The sequence below is a fragment of the Psychroserpens citreus genome (genome assembly GCF_055686305.1).
This window is the reverse complement of the sequence record NZ_CM145999.1, coordinates 2,197,706-2,215,656: the sequence shown is the minus strand read 5'-3', so window position 1 is coordinate 2,215,656 and position 17,951 is coordinate 2,197,706. Positions and strand designations below refer to the sequence as shown.

Annotated in this window: 18 protein-coding genes; 9 read left to right on the top strand and 9 right to left on the bottom strand. The window is 33.4% G+C overall.

Annotation, left to right across the window (positions count from 1 at the left end; all coding sequences use genetic code 11):
* Positions 1-120: 120 nt before the first annotated feature.
* The 3 genes from ACTU6T_RS09905 to ACTU6T_RS09895 all read right to left on the bottom strand — a co-directional run bounded on the left by ACTU6T_RS09905 (position 121) and on the right by ACTU6T_RS09895 (position 2,203).
* The gene (locus tag ACTU6T_RS09905) at positions 121-558 is read right to left on the bottom strand and encodes a hypothetical protein (RefSeq protein ID WP_460218052.1); all 438 of its coding nucleotides are present in this window, start codon (positions 556-558) and stop codon (positions 121-123) included.
* A gap of 44 nt (positions 559-602) precedes the next feature.
* Positions 603-1,376 (bottom strand): hypothetical protein, encoded by a 774-nt coding sequence (locus tag ACTU6T_RS09900; RefSeq protein ID WP_460218051.1) that lies wholly within the window; start codon positions 1,374-1,376, stop codon positions 603-605.
* A 77-nt stretch (positions 1,377-1,453) separates the two neighbouring features.
* Positions 1,454-2,203, bottom strand: coding sequence for a hypothetical protein (locus tag ACTU6T_RS09895; protein ID WP_460218050.1), 750 nt, complete (start codon positions 2,201-2,203; stop codon positions 1,454-1,456).
* A 155-nt stretch (positions 2,204-2,358) separates the two neighbouring features.
* Here ACTU6T_RS09895 and miaB point away from each other — a divergent pair, with 155 nt between their 5' ends.
* The 8 genes from miaB (at position 2,359) to groL (ending at position 9,319) form a co-directional block, all read left to right on the top strand.
* Positions 2,359-3,804, top strand: a complete 1,446-nt coding sequence (miaB, locus tag ACTU6T_RS09890) for a tRNA (N6-isopentenyl adenosine(37)-C2)-methylthiotransferase MiaB (protein WP_460218049.1) — start codon at positions 2,359-2,361, stop codon at positions 3,802-3,804.
* 9 nt (positions 3,805-3,813) lie between these two features.
* Entirely contained in the window at positions 3,814-5,079 is a 1,266-nt protein-coding gene (locus ACTU6T_RS09885; RefSeq protein WP_460218048.1) for a sigma-54 interaction domain-containing protein, read from the top strand.
* Between the two features lie 9 nt (positions 5,080-5,088).
* A complete protein-coding gene (locus tag ACTU6T_RS09880; protein WP_460218047.1) occupies positions 5,089-5,280 on the top strand; it encodes a hypothetical protein in 192 nt (63 codons plus the stop codon).
* A 48-nt stretch (positions 5,281-5,328) separates the two neighbouring features.
* Positions 5,329-5,832, top strand: a complete 504-nt coding sequence (locus tag ACTU6T_RS09875) for an LptE family protein (protein ID WP_460220759.1) — start codon at positions 5,329-5,331, stop codon at positions 5,830-5,832.
* A complete protein-coding gene (locus tag ACTU6T_RS09870; protein WP_460218046.1) occupies positions 5,833-6,789 on the top strand; it encodes a hypothetical protein in 957 nt (318 codons plus the stop codon).
* Positions 6,789-7,151, top strand: a complete 363-nt coding sequence (secG, locus tag ACTU6T_RS09865; protein WP_460218045.1) for a preprotein translocase subunit SecG — start codon at positions 6,789-6,791, stop codon at positions 7,149-7,151. The genes ACTU6T_RS09870 and secG overlap by 1 nt, the downstream gene beginning before the upstream one ends.
* Positions 7,152-7,303: 152 nt before the next feature.
* On the top strand, positions 7,304-7,579 hold the full coding sequence (groES, locus tag ACTU6T_RS09860) for a co-chaperone GroES (RefSeq protein WP_091423334.1): 276 nt from the start codon (positions 7,304-7,306) through the stop codon (positions 7,577-7,579).
* A gap of 105 nt (positions 7,580-7,684) precedes the next feature.
* On the top strand, positions 7,685-9,319 hold the full coding sequence (groL, locus tag ACTU6T_RS09855; RefSeq protein ID WP_460218044.1) for a chaperonin GroEL: 1,635 nt from the start codon (positions 7,685-7,687) through the stop codon (positions 9,317-9,319).
* Positions 9,320-9,429: 110 nt separating this feature from the next.
* Here the strand turns inward: groL and ACTU6T_RS09850 are convergent, their stop codons facing one another.
* A complete protein-coding gene (locus ACTU6T_RS09850; protein ID WP_460218043.1) occupies positions 9,430-13,023 on the bottom strand; it encodes a T9SS type A sorting domain-containing protein in 3,594 nt (1,197 codons plus the stop codon).
* A 123-nt stretch (positions 13,024-13,146) separates the two neighbouring features.
* On the opposite strand from ACTU6T_RS09850, the gene ACTU6T_RS09845 reads away from it, so the two are divergent.
* Entirely contained in the window at positions 13,147-13,785 is a 639-nt protein-coding gene (locus ACTU6T_RS09845; protein ID WP_460218042.1) for a DUF6090 family protein, read from the top strand.
* Between the two features lie 35 nt (positions 13,786-13,820).
* Here the strand turns inward: ACTU6T_RS09845 and ACTU6T_RS09840 are convergent, their stop codons facing one another.
* From ACTU6T_RS09840 to xrtF, 5 genes are all read right to left on the bottom strand, one after another.
* Positions 13,821-14,174, bottom strand: coding sequence for a heavy-metal-associated domain-containing protein (locus ACTU6T_RS09840; RefSeq protein ID WP_460218041.1), 354 nt, complete (start codon positions 14,172-14,174; stop codon positions 13,821-13,823).
* A 6-nt stretch (positions 14,175-14,180) separates the two neighbouring features.
* Positions 14,181-16,421 (bottom strand): TonB-dependent receptor, encoded by a 2,241-nt coding sequence (locus ACTU6T_RS09835; RefSeq protein ID WP_460218040.1) that lies wholly within the window; start codon positions 16,419-16,421, stop codon positions 14,181-14,183.
* 75 nt (positions 16,422-16,496) lie between these two features.
* Positions 16,497-16,910 (bottom strand): HYC_CC_PP family protein, encoded by a 414-nt coding sequence (locus tag ACTU6T_RS09830; protein WP_460218039.1) that lies wholly within the window; start codon positions 16,908-16,910, stop codon positions 16,497-16,499.
* Positions 16,911-16,968: 58 nt separating this feature from the next.
* Positions 16,969-17,397 (bottom strand): exosortase F system-associated membrane protein, encoded by a 429-nt coding sequence (locus tag ACTU6T_RS09825; protein ID WP_460218038.1) that lies wholly within the window; start codon positions 17,395-17,397, stop codon positions 16,969-16,971.
* Positions 17,390-17,944 carry an exosortase family protein XrtF gene (gene xrtF, locus ACTU6T_RS09820; protein ID WP_460218037.1) on the bottom strand — a complete coding sequence of 185 codons (555 nt, stop codon included), beginning with the start codon at positions 17,942-17,944 and terminating at the stop codon, positions 17,390-17,392. Before xrtF ends, ACTU6T_RS09825 begins: the two co-directional genes overlap by 8 nt.
* Between the last annotated feature and the right edge of the window lie 7 nt (positions 17,945-17,951).

The window sequence follows — 17,951 nt, the reverse complement described above, 5'->3', positions numbered from 1 at the left end:
CCTAATTTTAGTAAATTTCAATGGCATTTTATCTTTAAAATCTTGACTTTTATCTGGCATTTCAATAAAAAAACCTGAATAAAATTCAGGTTCGTAAATAATATAAATGTCTTAGTCTTTCTAATAACTATATGTAAGTGCTTCTGGAAAATCTTCAATATTTAAAATAATTTCGTTACTCCCACTAACTTGTAACGATGACAAATCAAAAGATCGTTCTTGAGTAAATACAGCTAAACAGACTTCTTGGTTTGTAAATACAAATTTTAAAAAGCGTTGTTCTGGCGACGACTCTGCCACAGCACCAGAATCTACCAATACCATACTCCATGTAGAGCCATCACAACCGCTTGCTGACACATTAATATTTAAACAATTCCCTTCTATATCTGCACTAATCAAATTATAAAATCCAGATTCAGCAGATTCAAAAAAACCAGAATCAATAACTACAGTTTGTCCACAAGGCTCTTCTACCACATCTTCATCATCACATTGGGTATTCATAAAAAGTAATGCAAAACAGAAGAGGCTAAGAATTAATTTAGATCGTTTCATAAAATTGTCTTTTATATAAGATGCATAAATTTAAAATGGTTGCGTCAACCTATTTCTTTTTCGCCTATCACCTTAATATTAATTTCATTATTATCCTGAAAACCAATAACTTCTTTGTAAATAAAATACACTGGAATTGCTGCAAAAGATGCTGTAACAAATATACCTATACCACACATCAGCATTCCAACAATTTGGGCTAAAAAGCCTGCAATCAGTGTTAATCCAAATGCAATCAACCATTTTTTATTTCCTAATTCAAAACTCACCTTAATCAGATTAGAATCGGATAGTTCTGGATTAAACGCATATACAACAGGTAATATACTTAAAGGGACCATAACATATATAAGTGGAAACACACATAATAGCGTCGCTATCAAACTAATTCCAAAATACGCAAGTGATAGTTTAATGGTTTTTCCAAAATATGGTTTTCTCAAGAAAAAGAAATAGTCATCTTTCGCAACACTATTAATTTCTTTTTGGCGCATTATTCTATAAAGAGCTGCTTTTAATCCAAACGAAATAACAATCATAAAAAAGAGAAATAACAAATATGCGATAAGCATAAAAATAGCTGCTAAAGGCGCTAAACCATCATAGGCTCCAGGATCTGAAGCATCAGCAATCCCTAAAACAATTAATGGTAAATATACAATAAGCATAAAAGGTATTACAAAGGCAATTACAATAAGTATCATAATTAAACCCTGTAACCAAACTTTTTTAAAAAGTTCAATACTATCGTTAAACACTTGTCCAAAATCAAGCATTTTGGCATGTTGTATTTTTTGTAAAATTTCAGAAAAAAGCATAATTAAGATGGTTTAGTTAAGTAATCAATAGGATAAATACATCTACAAAAATCTGTAGTGCGTGTGGATGTTAAATTTTATTCAGTTCCAATATATTTAATTTCATCATGATCTTCAAAACCTACAACGTCACGATAAATAAAATATACTGGAAGATAAACAATAGAAATCGTAAATAATACGCCTATTCCACAAGCGATTATTCCTAACATTCCTAAAATCCCTGTTACGAAAATAGATCCAAAGGTGATGAGCCACTTCTTATTACCCAAACTAAAGCTTAGTTTAACAATTTCAGTTTCACTCAATTCTGGATTGTTTGCAAACACAACTGAGAAAAACGATAAGGGCACAAAAGCATATATATATGGTATTAAAAACAAAGCTTGTGCAACCGAAGCAATCAACGCATAGATAATTCCGAGCATAAAGACCTTTCTAAAGTGATCCCCTTTAAAAAAATAAAATATATCCTCATTTTGAGGCTCTTTTAAATCGACCTGTTTACATACTCTGTAGAACCCAGACAGCATTCCAAATACGATGGGAGTTACTAATAATGTTTGCGGCAAATTACTCAAAGCACTACTGCTATAATGTCCAAAAAAACTATAATCTTCATTTAATGCTACATCGTAAGGATTAGGAACTAATCCAATTGAAACAAGTAAAAATGCTAAAACACCACCCAAAATTAGAGTCAATAAAATCATTAAAAAACCTTTTAACCACACCTCCTTAAATAAGTTGATTGAGAGGTCTAGAATTTTTCCAAAGTCTAAATTTGGAGCGCTCTGGATTTTATTTTCAATGTCTTGATATGCCATAAGGTTAAATTTTGCTTAGTATCCTCAAATGTAATTATTCTTTTCAAGATAATTAACACTCTGTCACTTTGTCATATTTTTTAAAATAACCTTATCTTTGTATGCTTATTGATACTTAGAATTTAAAATGATTTCTGTTATCACAGGACATAAATATGGAGAAAACGATTGACGAAAGCAAACAAGGTGAACATCTTGTTCTAGAACAAAAAGAAGGGAACACTCGTAAACTTTTTATTGAAAGTTATGGTTGTGCTATGAATTTTAGCGACAGCGAAATTGTTGCTTCTATTTTATCCGAACAAGGTTTTAATACGACTCAAAGTCTTGAAGATGCCGATCTAGTCTTAGTAAACACATGCTCAATTCGTGACAAAGCCGAACAAACCGTTAGAAAACGTCTTGAAAAATACAATGCTGTAAAACGCATTAACCCAAAAATGAAAGTAGGTGTTCTAGGTTGTATGGCCGAACGCCTTAAAACAAAATTTTTGGAGGAAGAAAAAATTGTAGATCTTGTTGTTGGTCCAGATGCTTATAAGGATTTACCAAACCTTTTAGCCGAAGTAGACGAAGGTAGAGATGCTATCAACGTCATCTTATCTAAAGAAGAAACTTACGGAGATGTTTCACCTGTAAGACTTAATACTAATGGTGTAACTGCTTTTGTATCGATTACTCGTGGCTGTGACAACATGTGTACTTTTTGTGTGGTACCGTTTACTCGAGGTCGTGAGCGTAGTCGCGATCCACAAAGTATTATAGAAGAAGTTAATGATTTATGGAATAAAGGTTATAAGGAAATTACCTTACTAGGTCAGAACGTAGATAGCTATTTATGGTATGGTGGCGGACTCAAAAAAGATTTTGTAAAAGCCAGCGATATGCAAAAGGCTACAGCTGTTAATTTTGCACAATTGTTAGAATTATGCGCCAAAGCGCAGCCAAAAATGCGCATTCGTTTTTCAACATCTAACCCTCAAGATCTGACATTAGATGTTATTGAAACCATGGCTAAATTTGACAATATCTGTAAACATATTCATTTACCAGTTCAAAGCGGAAGTAATCGTATTTTAAAAGAAATGAACCGTTTACATACAAGAGAAGAATATTTTGAGCTTATCGATAATATAAGGCGCATTCTTCCTGACTGTGCTATTAGTCAAGATTTGATTGCTGGTTTCCCTACGGAAACGGAACAAGACCATCAGGATACGCTAAGTTTAATGGACTATGTCAAATATAATTTTGGATATATGTTCACCTATTCAGAACGTCCTGGCACGATGGCCGAACGCAAAATGGATGATGATGTCCCTGAAGCGACTAAAAAACGTCGTTTAGCCGAAATTGTACAACGTCAACGAGAACATAGCGAAATAAGAACCAAAGAATATCTCAATACTACAGTTGAAGTACTTATTGAACGTGAGTCAAAAAAATCGACTAATCAATGGTCTGGTCGCACCTCACAAAATATTGTGGCTGTATTTCCAAAAGAACATTACAACATTGGAGATTTGGTCAAGGTACAAGTTAAAGATTGCACAAGTGCAACACTTATTGGTGAGGCTCTCGGATATTCTAAAGACAATTAATACAACTACATGGAATCAATACAAGCCATAAAACAACGTTTCGGAATTATTGGAAACGATCCAAAACTCAACCGAGCTATCGAAAAAGCGATACAGGTGGCTCCAACTGATATTTCAGTATTGGTCACTGGTGAAAGTGGTGTTGGTAAAGAAAGTATTCCGAAAATTATACATCAATTATCACATCGCAAACACGGCAAATACATTGCTGTTAACTGTGGTGCCATTCCCGAAGGCACGATTGACAGTGAGTTGTTTGGTCATGAAAAAGGCGCCTTTACTGGAGCAACACAAACCCGAAATGGGTACTTTGAAGTGGCTGATGGCGGCACCATTTTTCTTGATGAAGTTGGTGAGTTACCACTCACTACACAAGTGCGTTTATTACGTGTTTTAGAAAATGGTGAGTTTATCAAAGTGGGTTCTAGTAAGGTTCAAAAAACTAATGTGAGAATTGTGGCTGCCACAAACGTTAATATGTTTGAAGCCATAAAAAAAGAAAAATTTCGTGAAGATTTATATTACAGACTTAGCACTATAGACATCAATATTCCACCACTTCGTGAACGCAAAGAAGACATTCATTTATTGTTCCGAAAATTTGCTAGTGATTTTGCGTTAAAGTACAAAATGCCAACGATTAAACTCGCTGACGATGCTGTAACTGTTTTACAAAAACATCGTTGGAATGGTAACATTCGTCAGTTGCGAAATGTAGCAGAGCAAATTTCAGTATTAGAACAAAATCGAACTATTAGTGCATCAACACTTCACGGTTACTTACCGAGTGGAAGTTCTAATCTGCCTGCTGTAATTAACACATCTAAAGCTGAAAGCGACTTCAGTAATGAGCGTGAGATTTTATATAAGGTCCTCTTTGATATGAAAAGCGATCTAAATGATCTCAAGAAATTGACGATGGAGTTAATGAAAAATGGCAATGCTTCTGAAGTCCAAAAAGATAACGAAGGCTTGATTCAAAAAATATATGGTGAACCGCAAAAAGACGATCAAAATGAAGCTTTCGAAGATTTAGAAATCCTTGCTATTCCTGAACAGTCAAAAGATACTGTTGATGTCATTGAAAGCAATCCAGACAAATATCATTTTGCAGAAGAAATTGAAGAAGAAGAAACCTTATCTTTACAAGACAAAGAACTCGAATTGATTAAAAAATCATTAGAACGTCATCAAGGAAAGCGTAAGCTAGCTGCAGCCGAATTAGGCATTAGCGAACGCACCTTATATAGAAAAATAAAACAATACGACCTTTAACAAAAGTTTATGCGAGCTGTAGAAATATTTAGATTACGACTGTCGTTTACACCAAATAGCTCTGAAGCTATTCGTAAAGAAGCCGAAGATTTAATTAACGACAAACATTATAAAGGCTATCGATTGATTACCACATCTTTTACCATAGAAGGTGGTTATATTTATGCCTTTATAACTATGAAACGTCCAAATACGTATTAAACAATGGAAACTAAATGTCATGCTGAGCGCAGTCGAAGCATCTTAAATATGAAGACTTTAAATCGCATCCTTTTCCTATTTTGTTTTACAATTTTAGGTTGTGGACCATATTCGTTTACCGGAACCTCTATTGCTGATAATATTAAAACCTTTCAAGTGAACTATTTTCAAAATAGTGCCGATTTAATAGAACCTGGTTTTGATCGAGATTTCACATTGGCGTTGCAAGATTTAATACAAAATCAAACAAATTTAAACTTAACGAATTCAAATGGAGATTTGGTTTATGAAGGAGAAATAGTAGAATATCGTATTTCACCTACAACTGCGCAAGCTAATAGTACTGCAGCACAAAACAGGTTAACCGTTTCGGTCAACGTGCGTTTTTATGATAAAAATCTACCTGATGAAGAATTTGAAAAACGATTTTCTTTCTTCTATGATTATGCAGGCAGTCAGTTGTTACAAGGTTCGCAAAAAGATACAGCTCATGAAGAAATTTTTGAACGTTTAACGCAAGACATATTTAATGAGACACTAGCAAAATGGTAAATGGATATAGCTGATTACACATATATATTGCAAAATCCTCAACATATCACAGAGGATCAAACTAAAGCTCTACAAGAGTTGACCGATAAATATCCATATTTCCAATCGGCTAGAGCCTTATATCTTAAAGGACTTAAAAACAAGGAAAGCTACAAGTATAATCAAGAACTCAAAACAACAGCTGCTTACACTACAGATCGTAGCATCTTATTTGACTTTATTACTTCGGAAGCCTTTAATCAAAATGAAATTTCTCAGATTATAAAACAAAATTCTGAACACCTTAAATCTATTACCGTTAATGACGTCGATGATATTTCGGTAGATAAGAGTGTTACAATTGATGATGCATTAAAAGAGCACATTAAGAATACCGAAGGCGTTCTGGACCCAAACCTGTTTGAGCAAAAAGTAAAACCCGAAGATGTTGCTCATTTCTTAGGACTTCAAGAGCATACACCAGAACAAGTCATACTCGATATTGATGCTAAACATATTAAAGAAACTCCTGAAGAAAAATTACAACTAGGAAAACCATTAGAATTTGACAAAGAAGAAACACATTCGTTTGCCGAATGGTTAAAAATCACAAGTTTTAAACCTATTGATCGTGATGACAACAAGACTATTTCTGAAGAAAAAACTGAAGAGATAGAACACAAAACAGCATCTGATAAAAGTAAAAAATTTGAACTTATTGATAAATTTCTAGAAAGCAACCCAAAAATTGTACCTTCAAAAGAGGTTCCAAAAATCAACATCGAAACAGAAGACAAAGTAGCTCACGATGGTTTAATGACAGAGACTTTGGCTAGAATTTACCTAGAGCAAAACAATTACGGGAAGGCAATTCAATCTTATAAAATTTTAAGTTTGAAATATCCAGAAAAAAGTGGTTTCTTTGCAGACCAAATTAAAGCAGTAAAAGAATTACAAGAAAATAATACACAGAACTAATGAATACGTTTACTATATTTTTAATCTTAATCGTTCTAGTATCATTTTTACTAGTCGTAGTAGTGATGGTACAAAACCCTAAAGGAGGAGGATTATCTTCATCTTTTGGCGGTGGCGGAACACAGCAATTAGGTGGTGTTAAAAAGACTACAGACTTTTTAGACAAAAGTACTTGGGCCTTAGCAACCTTATTATTAGCATTAATTTTAGCTTCTAATTTTGCTATTCCAAATGCTGGTGGTGGTGCCTCAGAATCTAAAGTAATTGATGGAACTGAGACTTCAACAACTACTCCAGCTATTCCAGCTACAGATACTTCTGCAGATGATATTGCAACACCTGCTGATTCTCTAGGACAGTAAACAATTCAAACTAATCATAAAAAAATGCCAACTCAATAGTTGGCATTTTTTTATACTCACAACTGAAACTTTGTCAGGAAAATTCCATTGGCACATTTTTAGCATAACGCTTTAGCGTTAACTTAAATATTTAATTAAAAACATACATAAGAATGAGCTTAAACATTAAACCATTAGCAGACAGGGTTCTTATTGAACCTGTAGAAGCTGAAACGAAGACAGCTTCAGGAATTATCATTCCAGACAATGCCAAAGAAAAACCACAAAAAGGTAAAGTTGTAGCTGTTGGTAAAGGCACAAAAGATGAACCAATGACAGTAAAATCTGGAGACACAGTTCTTTACGGAAAATATGCTGGAACGGAATTAAAGCTTGAAGGTAAAGATTACCTCATCATGCGTGAAAGTGACATATTAGCAATTGTTTAAAATAGCTATTTGCTAATTAGCCTTTGGCTTTTAGCACTAACTAAATTAATTATTAACACTCAGTCAATAGCAAATTGCTAATGGCTAAAAGCAAAAAACATAAAAATGGCAAAAGATATAAAATTTGATATTGAAGCACGTGATGGGTTAAAACGTGGCGTTGATGCATTAGCAAATGCAGTAAAAGTAACCTTAGGTCCTAAAGGACGAAATGTTATTATTAGCAAATCATTTGGAGCACCACAAGTAACTAAAGATGGTGTTTCGGTTGCAAAAGAAATTGAATTAGAAAACGAGCTAGAAAACATGGGAGCTCAAATGGTAAAAGAAGTAGCGTCTAAAACCAATGATTTAGCCGGTGACGGAACGACTACAGCTACCGTTTTAGCACAATCTATAGTAAAAGAAGGTTTAAAAAATGTTGCTGCTGGTGCCAATCCAATGGATTTAAAACGTGGCATTGACAAAGCTGTTGAAGCTATTACTGAAAATTTAGATAAGCAATCTAAGAAAGTAGGTAACTCTTCAGAAATGATTAAACAAGTCGCTTCTATTTCAGCAAATAATGATGATACGATTGGAGAGCTTATCGCTCAAGCGTTTGGAAAAGTTGGGAAAGAAGGTGTCATCACTGTAGAAGAAGCTAAAGGAACAGATACCTATGTAGATGTCGTTGAAGGTATGCAATTTGACAGAGGATACTTATCTCCTTACTTCGTTACTGATTCTGATAAAATGATTGCCGATTTAGAGAATCCATACATTTTATTATTTGATAAGAAAATTGCAAACTTACAAGAGATTCTTCCAATATTAGAACCTGTTGCACAGTCTGGTCGTCCTTTATTAATTATTGCTGAAGACGTTGAAGGTCAAGCTTTAGCGACTTTAGTTGTAAACAAATTACGTGGTGGATTAAAAATTGCTGCCGTAAAAGCACCAGGCTTTGGTGATAGAAGAAAAGCAATGTTAGAAGATATCGCCATATTAACTGGCGGAACTGTAATTTCTGAAGAACGAGGGTTCTCTCTTGAAAATGCCGATTTAAGCATGTTAGGTACTGCTGAATCTGTGATGATTGATAAAGACAATACAACCATCGTTAATGGTTCTGGAAAATCGTCTAATATCAAAGCAAGAGTAAATCAAATTAAAGCTCAAATTGAATCAACAACAAGCGATTACGATAGAGAAAAGCTTCAAGAACGTTTAGCTAAATTAGCTGGAGGTGTTGCTGTATTATATGTTGGAGCTGCCTCAGAAGTTGAAATGAAAGAAAAGAAAGATCGTGTTGATGATGCATTACACGCAACAAGAGCTGCTGTAGAGGAAGGTATTGTAGCTGGTGGAGGTGTTGCTTTAGTTAGAGCGAAAAAAGTCCTTGAAAAAATCACTACTGAAAACTTAGATGAAACAACAGGAATCCAAATTGTGAATAGAGCAATCGAATCTCCATTACGTACCATTGTTGAAAATGCAGGCGGTGAAGGATCAGTTGTAATTAATAAAGTTTTAGAAGGCAAAAAAGACTTTGGTTTTGATGCAAAAACAGAGACTTATGTAGATATGCTTAAGGCAGGGATTATCGATCCTAAAAAAGTAACGCGTATCGCACTTGAAAATGCAGCGTCTGTTGCTGGAATGATATTAACAACAGAATGTGCGTTAGTTGACATTAAAGAAGATACACCTGCTGCAGGTATGCCTCCTATGGGTGGCGGAATGCCAGGCATGATGTAGTCTAGAGCCTCAACACACATACAACTTACTCATACGTGTGAACTACATTTTACTGAGTGTATATTTTATTAAAAAAAGCTCTTGATAAGAATCAAGAGCTTTTTTTATGGTTAGTTTTTAATCAATTTCCTGACTGTTGTATGTTCTCCCGAAATCATCTTGACAACATATATACCGCTATTTAAATCTTCTACGGATATAGTTTCATTATTAACTCTTGTAAATACCTTCACCAATCTCCCATTAACATCAGTAATAGTAAGTTTGTCTATTAGTAAAGTTGATTTTATACTAAAAATTCCTTTTGTAGGATTTGGAAATAACACTAAGCTTTGATCTTGAATTTCATTAACAGATAAAGCATCTACAACTTCAGTCGTTACTGTATTGGTAACAATAGCAGAATTAAAATCAAAAAATATAGATGCCGAATTTGAAAACACATCACCAACTATTGCACCTGAGCTCGGTTTTATTTTATAAGCTATATAACCATTTGATCCTGCTTCATCATCATTAACGCTTGGCAACATAATATTCTCAAACGTAAATGTTGCTTGTATTCCATCTTCAATGTCAAGTCGGCCGTCATGACTTAAGCTTTCTAGTTGAAGCGAAAACCACTCCAATTTAGGGTCTATAATATTAGTAACTCGAACATTAATAGCCTCTGCAGTTCCTGTATTCTGAAAACGGATGATATAATGTAAATAATCATCTGTTTGTTCTAATAAAATTTGTTCTCCTTCAAGAACTATAATATCATTTGGATCATAGGAATCAATAACCGTTTGCTCTAAAGTGTAAGTATTATCATCTTCAGTAATATCTCCAGACATTGGGCTTACAGAAACAACCGTATTTACAACATCATTAATATTAGTTGTAGGCGGAGTAAACACACTAAACTCAACAACAATCGATCTACTTTCAAAAGGAAGCAAGTCTATAAAATCAAAACTAATCGTATTGCCTGATTGAGAAACAGGAGCTTCTGAAGCCGTAACATATTGCATTTTTGTGCTATCAAAAGCCATATCTACAGTTCCGCTTAGTGTTGTAGTTCCAATATTATTATACACAATTTCATAAGACGTATCAAATCCTGGTCGTGGTGGACTTAGAGGATATAAACTAATATTTAAATCACTGGTAGTTGCATTTGGTGTAATACAAAAGTTTGCCATATCATCTATGTCATTTTCTCCATCAAAACTTGAATTATGAAACATTGGTGATAGTGTAAAATAATCCGGCAAATTAGGTGTAATAGTAGTTATGAGATCTCCTTGATTGACATCAAGTAAAAAAGCACCATTATTATCTGTAAATGTTGTAAAAGACGCACCACTATTTCCTGCTGCTACCATAACATTAGAAACATTTAAATCGTTCACATCGCATCCATCTAAATCGGCATCATAAGTTACTGTTCCACTAATTTGATTATTAAGCTCGCCTACATTTCTAAACCAAGCTATTTTACCAGATCCATTTGTCAATTTATCTGTAGCATACAAAACATCTTCAGTTCCATTTCCGTCTAAATCATCTACAAATAACGCACTAAGCCTGTCATCAGTAAATCCTATTGTGGATCCTGGAGAAAAAACACCTCCATAGTTTTTGTAAAATTTGACTTCATAATTAGAATTTGAAACTAAAAATGAGTTTAACACATCTAAATTTCCATCACCATCAATATCAGCTATCAATAAATCATCATTAGAAAATACTTGGTCATCTATTAATTGAAATTCACCAAACGTTCCCAATCCGTCTTCATTTTCATGCCAACCAAACGGATCACTTGTTATGATATCTATATCTCCATCATCATCTAAATCAGCAATTTTAACTGCACCATTGTTGGTAGATGTAATTGATTGAGGTGCAGAAAAACTTCCTGAACCATCATTACTCATCCAAGATAATGACTCACTTATTATTAGATCTAAATCACCATCGTCATCCAAATCTCCTAAATCGAAAGATTTAATATCATCAAGTGAGTCTATTATAATTTGCTTAGGCCCAAAACCACCAAAACCATCAGTATTTTCATACCATACTATAGCATCTCCAAATTCTTCAAGAGATACTACATCAATAGCATCATCGCCATTAATATCAACTGCAATTAAAAACCTTGCTCCATTAGCAGTATTTGAAATTTCAGATTGCACAAAATTTCCAGAGCCATCATTTTCATACCAAACCACGCGATCATCAACTCTTGAAGCACCAATTAAATCGACATCACCATCATCATCTATATCTGTACTAGTAATCCAATCTCCACCATTCATACTCGCAGAAATAACAATTTGCGAACCGTAGGTTCCTAAACCATCTAAATTTTCGTACCAACCAAGTGTATTATTTTCATAAGATGTAAATACAATATCTTTATCAGCATCTCCATCAACATCAATAGATATGGCATCTCTTACACCTTTTAAATCATAAATTATACCTTGAGAATTACCAAATGTCCCAGATGTCATTTCATTTTTTTTCCAACTCAGTTCGAATCCATCAACATTATGACATATTAAATCAGAATTACCATCTCCATCAAAATCAGCAACATCAAATCGAGGGTTTAATGTTGTAAAATTTATAGTTTCTATAATTTGCTCGTTACTAAATGCTCCTTGAGCATCAGTGTTTTCAAACCATATTACTCCTATTTCATTGACATCGTCATCATTTCTTACAAAACCAAACATATCCAAATCGGTATCACCATCGACATCGAAAGCTTGAGCAAAACCAGTATAACCATCATAAGACGTTGAAAACATATTACCAAAACTAAAATTGCCAGACCCATCATTAGTAATTGATAGTAGTCCATCAAATGAATTTTGACCATAGACATCAATATCACCATCATCATCTAGGTCGGCCAACTTTAGATAAAACATGCCTCCAAACACATCGATAACTTCTTCAATATTTGCAAATGTTCCAGAGCCATCGGTATTTTCTATCCAATACACTGCTTGATCTGGGCTTCCATTTGCAGCAAATAAAATATCATTATCAAGGTCACCATCAAAATCGGCAGAAACCACTTCTATATACTGAGTTGTACTTGAAAAGGAAGCCGTTGTAATGAGCTGTTGTGGTCCAAATGTAGCTTGTCCATCGGTATTTTCATACCAAGCAATTTCTCCATTACCTATAGAGGCAGATATAACGTCCAAATCGGTATCTCCATCCAAATCCTTTATATAAAGTGTAGAAAGATTATCAACTTGAGTTGAAATGGTTTGCTTAGCACTGAAATTACCAAGTCCATCGGTATTTTCATACCATCCGATAATATCATCAGGAAAATTGTTCTCTGCAATGAGAATATCTAGGTCACCATCACCGTCAATATCATTAACACTCAATGCTTTCACAGCACCTACTCCATCATCTATTAGATGCTGAACTGATAAATCACCAAGTCCATCGGTATTTTCTATCCATAATAATGGATTTGATTTTGGAAGCAAATCAATATCGCCATCGCCATCAAAATCTCCCGAATAATTTGCTCTAACAGAATACTGTCCATTACTCAAATTAACTGTACTGATCGAAAAAGAATTAGTAGTATCAACTACAGATTCTTGAAATACAATTTGCCCAAATAACATTGGATTTACCATAAGGCATACAAATAGTAATACGTGTAATTTTCTTAACATAGTATAAGGTTTGCTTAAATGTAAGAAATTTAGCTCATAAATCCTCATATTAAAATCTCTGAAAGCAAACTCTTTACATCAATTTATAATTAATTTTATTAGCTTTAAGAAAACTAGCCAATTATGAAAAAAGAAATGCGTTATGCACTTGGAGAGATACTCATTGTTATTATAGGTATATCTATAGCGTTTAGCATGAATACATGTGCAGAAAATTCTAAAAATGAAAGTCAAAAACAACAATATATCACAAATCTAAAAGAAGATATTCAAGCCGACAAAACTCAGTTAGAGGTAAATTTGGATAAGATTAATGAAAAGATTGATATGTGTGCTAATCTTATTCCTGTTTTAGGATCTGATGATCCACAAAAACAAACCAAACTTAGAGCAATTTACGCCATTGCCAATTTGACCAATTTCACACCAGAAGATTACACACACCAAACCTTGGTCAATTCAGGAGATTTAAAATTGATGAATGATTTTGAATTAAAGTCAGATATATTGAAACACTATTCCATTTACAAAGACATTAATAAAGCTTATGAACGTCAAGAAACGATTAATAAAGATTATTTAGGAAAATATTTTATTTACAACACCGATTATGATTTAATGAAAGAAGGCAAATCGCCATTTAAGGATGAAAAACTATTAAAAAACATTATGCAAAGTGTACGCGGATCTTTCATTATTAAACGTGATGCTACACAACGAGGTATTAATAGTTGTGATAGTATATTAAAAATACTGCATTAAAAAAGCCTGAATTAAAATTCAGGCTTTCATAGCTATTAATTCTCATGGTCATCGACCACCTCTTTATCTCGGTATTTACAACATGGATGAACAGAATTATAAGCTTCATCTGTAGCTTTTAATTCTTTAGTATCATGACCTACAGCAACAATCTTTTTGCTGATTGTTTCTAAGTTTGTCTTACGCTCATCAAATATTAATTTGAGCTCATGCGTTTTTACATTCCAAATTGCAGATTTAACTCCTTTAGTTCTAATAGCTGCTTTTTCGATGCGATCTTTACACATCATACATACGCCATCAACTTCTAAAGACGCTTTTGCATTTTTATTTTGAGCAAATGTAACCGTTGTTACTATTAATGCTAATACTGTAATTATTGTTTTCATTGTTATTTATTTTATTTTAAATCGTAACCCTGCGTAATACATACTTCCAAAAATTGGACCATATACAAAGGTAGTATCAAAATTTGAACCAAAAGGATCATTTGCTCCTAAAATAGGATTATTTTGTCTCACATTTGTAATGTTTTCGCCACCTAAATATACTTCAAATTTCGGAGAAAACACTTTAGTTACTTGAGCATTCAACGTTCCTATGGTTGGAGATTCATCTGACAATCTAAATTCTTCAGGATTTGAATTTGTAAATGCAAAGCGTTGCTCACTTAACCAATTATAAGTTAAATCAAACTTCCATGGTGACATCTCATCCTCTCCTCCATGCGTTCTATATGATGCATTTGCAAAAAAACGATGTCTAGGAATTAACGGTTTAGATTGTCTTCCTGTAAGATAATCGGTTTGCACATCATAGTATTTATAAGCAGTTCTAAAATCAAAATGCTCAAAAGCATTATAATTAAGCTCTATTTGGAAGCTATTAGCAAAACTATCTCCTTCCAAATTGTAGAAATTCACCTCTTGCGGATTTTCCCAATCTACAACGACTTGGTTTTTAAAATCTGTTCTATAAAAATCTAATGTTATATCTGCTTTTCTTCCGAAAAGATTAAAACCTTGTAAATACGACACGCCATAATTCCATGCAATTTCTGGGTCTAAGCCATAAATGTTTCCGTTGGTATTCAAAATATTAATAGAACGAGATGTTGCAAATATATTTTGATTTTCTGCAAAAATATTTGCACTGCGTTGTCCACGACCAATAGATGCCCTTAGCGCTGACTTTTCCCATGGCGTAAATCTAGCATGCAAACGAGGTGTAATAAACTCACCAAACAAATTATGTGTATCAAAACGTAACCCTGCAGTTAAGGTTAATTTGTCTAGGTCGTCATAGGCATACTCAAAAAATGCACCAGCAGAACGTTCACTGCGCTCAAAATTCATTCCTAAAGCAACTTCATCATAATGATCATAAGTAAATCCGAGACCTGTTTTTATTTTGTGTCTTGAATCGCTAATAATTGAGTTATAAATCACATTAGAATACACACTATTATGATTAATATCATACTTGTTTAATCCAAAATACGAATCTTGATTATGATGACTGTACGCAAACTGAACACCTAAGCTTTGCCATGGTACTTCTGGATTTACATATCCAAGTTTTGTAGATATTTCAAAACGTTCAGTATCAATCTCACTACCCCAAGAATTGGTAGTTAAACGATCTATATCTGGATTAAACTCTAATTCTCCTGCTTGCTTTTTGTCATTCAAATACCTAACATTTATAAAACTCACTAGGCCTTTTTCTGGGTTGGTGTATTGCCAACGATTCATGACATTAATTTGATTGTATAATGGCATATCCAAAAAACCATCATTATTGACATCATGCTTTTGTTGATGGGTATTACCATGTATATATATACCAGTATCCCACTTATTGCTTACTTTGGTGTTGATATGTGTATTGAGTTCAAAACGTTCATTAGATGCCCCATATAGATTTAAGAAAAAAGTATCATCTGTGGTTGGCTTTTGAAGTTCTGCATTTATTTGACCTGCTATACTTTCAAAACCATTCACTACACTTCCTGCACCTTTAGTAATTTGAATACTTTCAACCCAAGTACCTGGAATAAAACTCAATCCGAATGCTTGAGACGCTCCTCGAATTGAAGGTATATTTTCAGTGGTAATTAAAATGTATTTACTTGTTAGTCCTAACATTTTAATTTGACGTGTTCCTGTAACAGCATCTGAGAAATTTACATCAATAGATGGGTTTGTTTCAAAGCTTTCAGATAAATTACAACAGGCAGCCTTAAGCAATTCAGCACTACTTATAGTACTAATATTTTGTGAACTCAAATACGACTTTGCCGTTGTTTGTTTTCGAGCGGTTAAAGTAACCTCATCCAATTCGCTAGTAGGACTGAGGTAATGTTCTATATATTTTGGTGATGTGATTGTTAAAGTATCCGTTTTATAACCCACATAACTAATCACGAGTTGTTTATAATTGGTTTGGTAAGACAGGCTAAACTTTCCATCTAAATCTGTTACTGCACCAACCGAGGTGTTGAGCCAAAACACATTTGCTCCAGCAAGAGGAATGGTCTCATTATTTGTATTTGCTTCCAGAATAACGCCTTCAATTTTATCTTGAGACAATGATAATATTGGAAACAAAAACAGTAAAAAAACTAGGTTTTTCATTGTTTAATTTTTGATATGATTGTAACTAGACTGAGGTATTTCAGTCTTAAAAGATTTGGAAAAAAGTGTAGTAAATCAAATCAAAAACACTTGATCGAGCAAGCAAATATCTGCAATCAATTTTGGAGGAGAATAGTACTGATGAGGAACTACCTGCAAAGGTAATGCTTCAAACAGCTTACTAAACGATTGTACATAGGCTGACAAAAACAGTTGCTGTTCAAATTCTAAATCGTCAAATGATTTTACCGTTAATTGGTTCTGACCTTCAACAACATCTAAAGTGTCCTTACAGCAAGACTTTTTAGTAATTTGCTCTTGTTCAATCTCAAAAGCTTCCATAGCACATTTCTCAACATCACCTAAAACGGCGACATCTATTAAAACATCACCACAAAAATGCTTTTCAACAGTAAATGACACTGTAGACAACAACAATAGAATTGCCATTGTAACAGAAGCTATTTTATGGAAAATTTGCTTTAACATGGTACAAAGTTATAAAAAAAGCCGCAATGTCATTTTAGTTTATAGATTACTTAACAGTTTAGTGTTTAAGTTTATAGTAGTAAAACGCCGGAACTAGAAGTAATAACAATATAGGTTGTATTAAAAAACGGCGGAAATTAAAAAACAAATAATAGTCTTCTTGACGCGGATGAATTACGAAATACAGAAAAAAAGCTAATAGTATTATATAGGCAACCAAGTAGATATATGTTGAAAATTTCACTATAGACTTATCTTTAAAAAACAAGTATATAATTCCTAATGAAATCAATGTATTTAAAACAAATCGCAGCGTCGTAAACAACGTTAGTTTAAGAATTTCTCGTCTAGGAGAATCCATTTGTAAGTAATCATTTTTAAAAAACAATAAATAAGGATCGTAAAATAATTCATTCTCAAAAATACGAATAAGCACTAACAGCCCAAATAACACTAATAGTAATATGTAAGTCATTGGATTACGCATCTTGATTTCGTTTTTGTTTCGAAAATCGATTCACCCAAAACATCCAGAGTAAAAACACCATCCCATAAATAATCATAGGAAAAATCACTGTATGCAAAATATCTCGACGCCATGGGTAATTATAAAGCCCGATAGATAATACAGCTATTCTCAATACATTGACAGTATAAATGAGTACACTACCAGATATCACATAAAGCAAGGTATATTTTAACTTACCAGCAAAAGCAATAATAAACGAAATAAATAGTATAATCACACTTATCGAATTACAGCCTTCTACAACTCGAGCAACAAACTTCTCATTAATGATTAATTTCATTGAAGGCTCTTCTGAATGTGGAATGAGCTGAACTCTGTAATCAAAACTATTTAAAACGAGCTTACTCTGCTCAGCAACTAGATTTGTTAGATAGTCTGGATAATATTTAGAACCATCAGAATAATCTAAATAAAACTTATATACCAATGTCAATACAAAATATACAGATAGAAAGGTTAGGATAAACTTTACGACTGACTTATATTTTAAAAGAAGTGCTTTCATTTCGAGT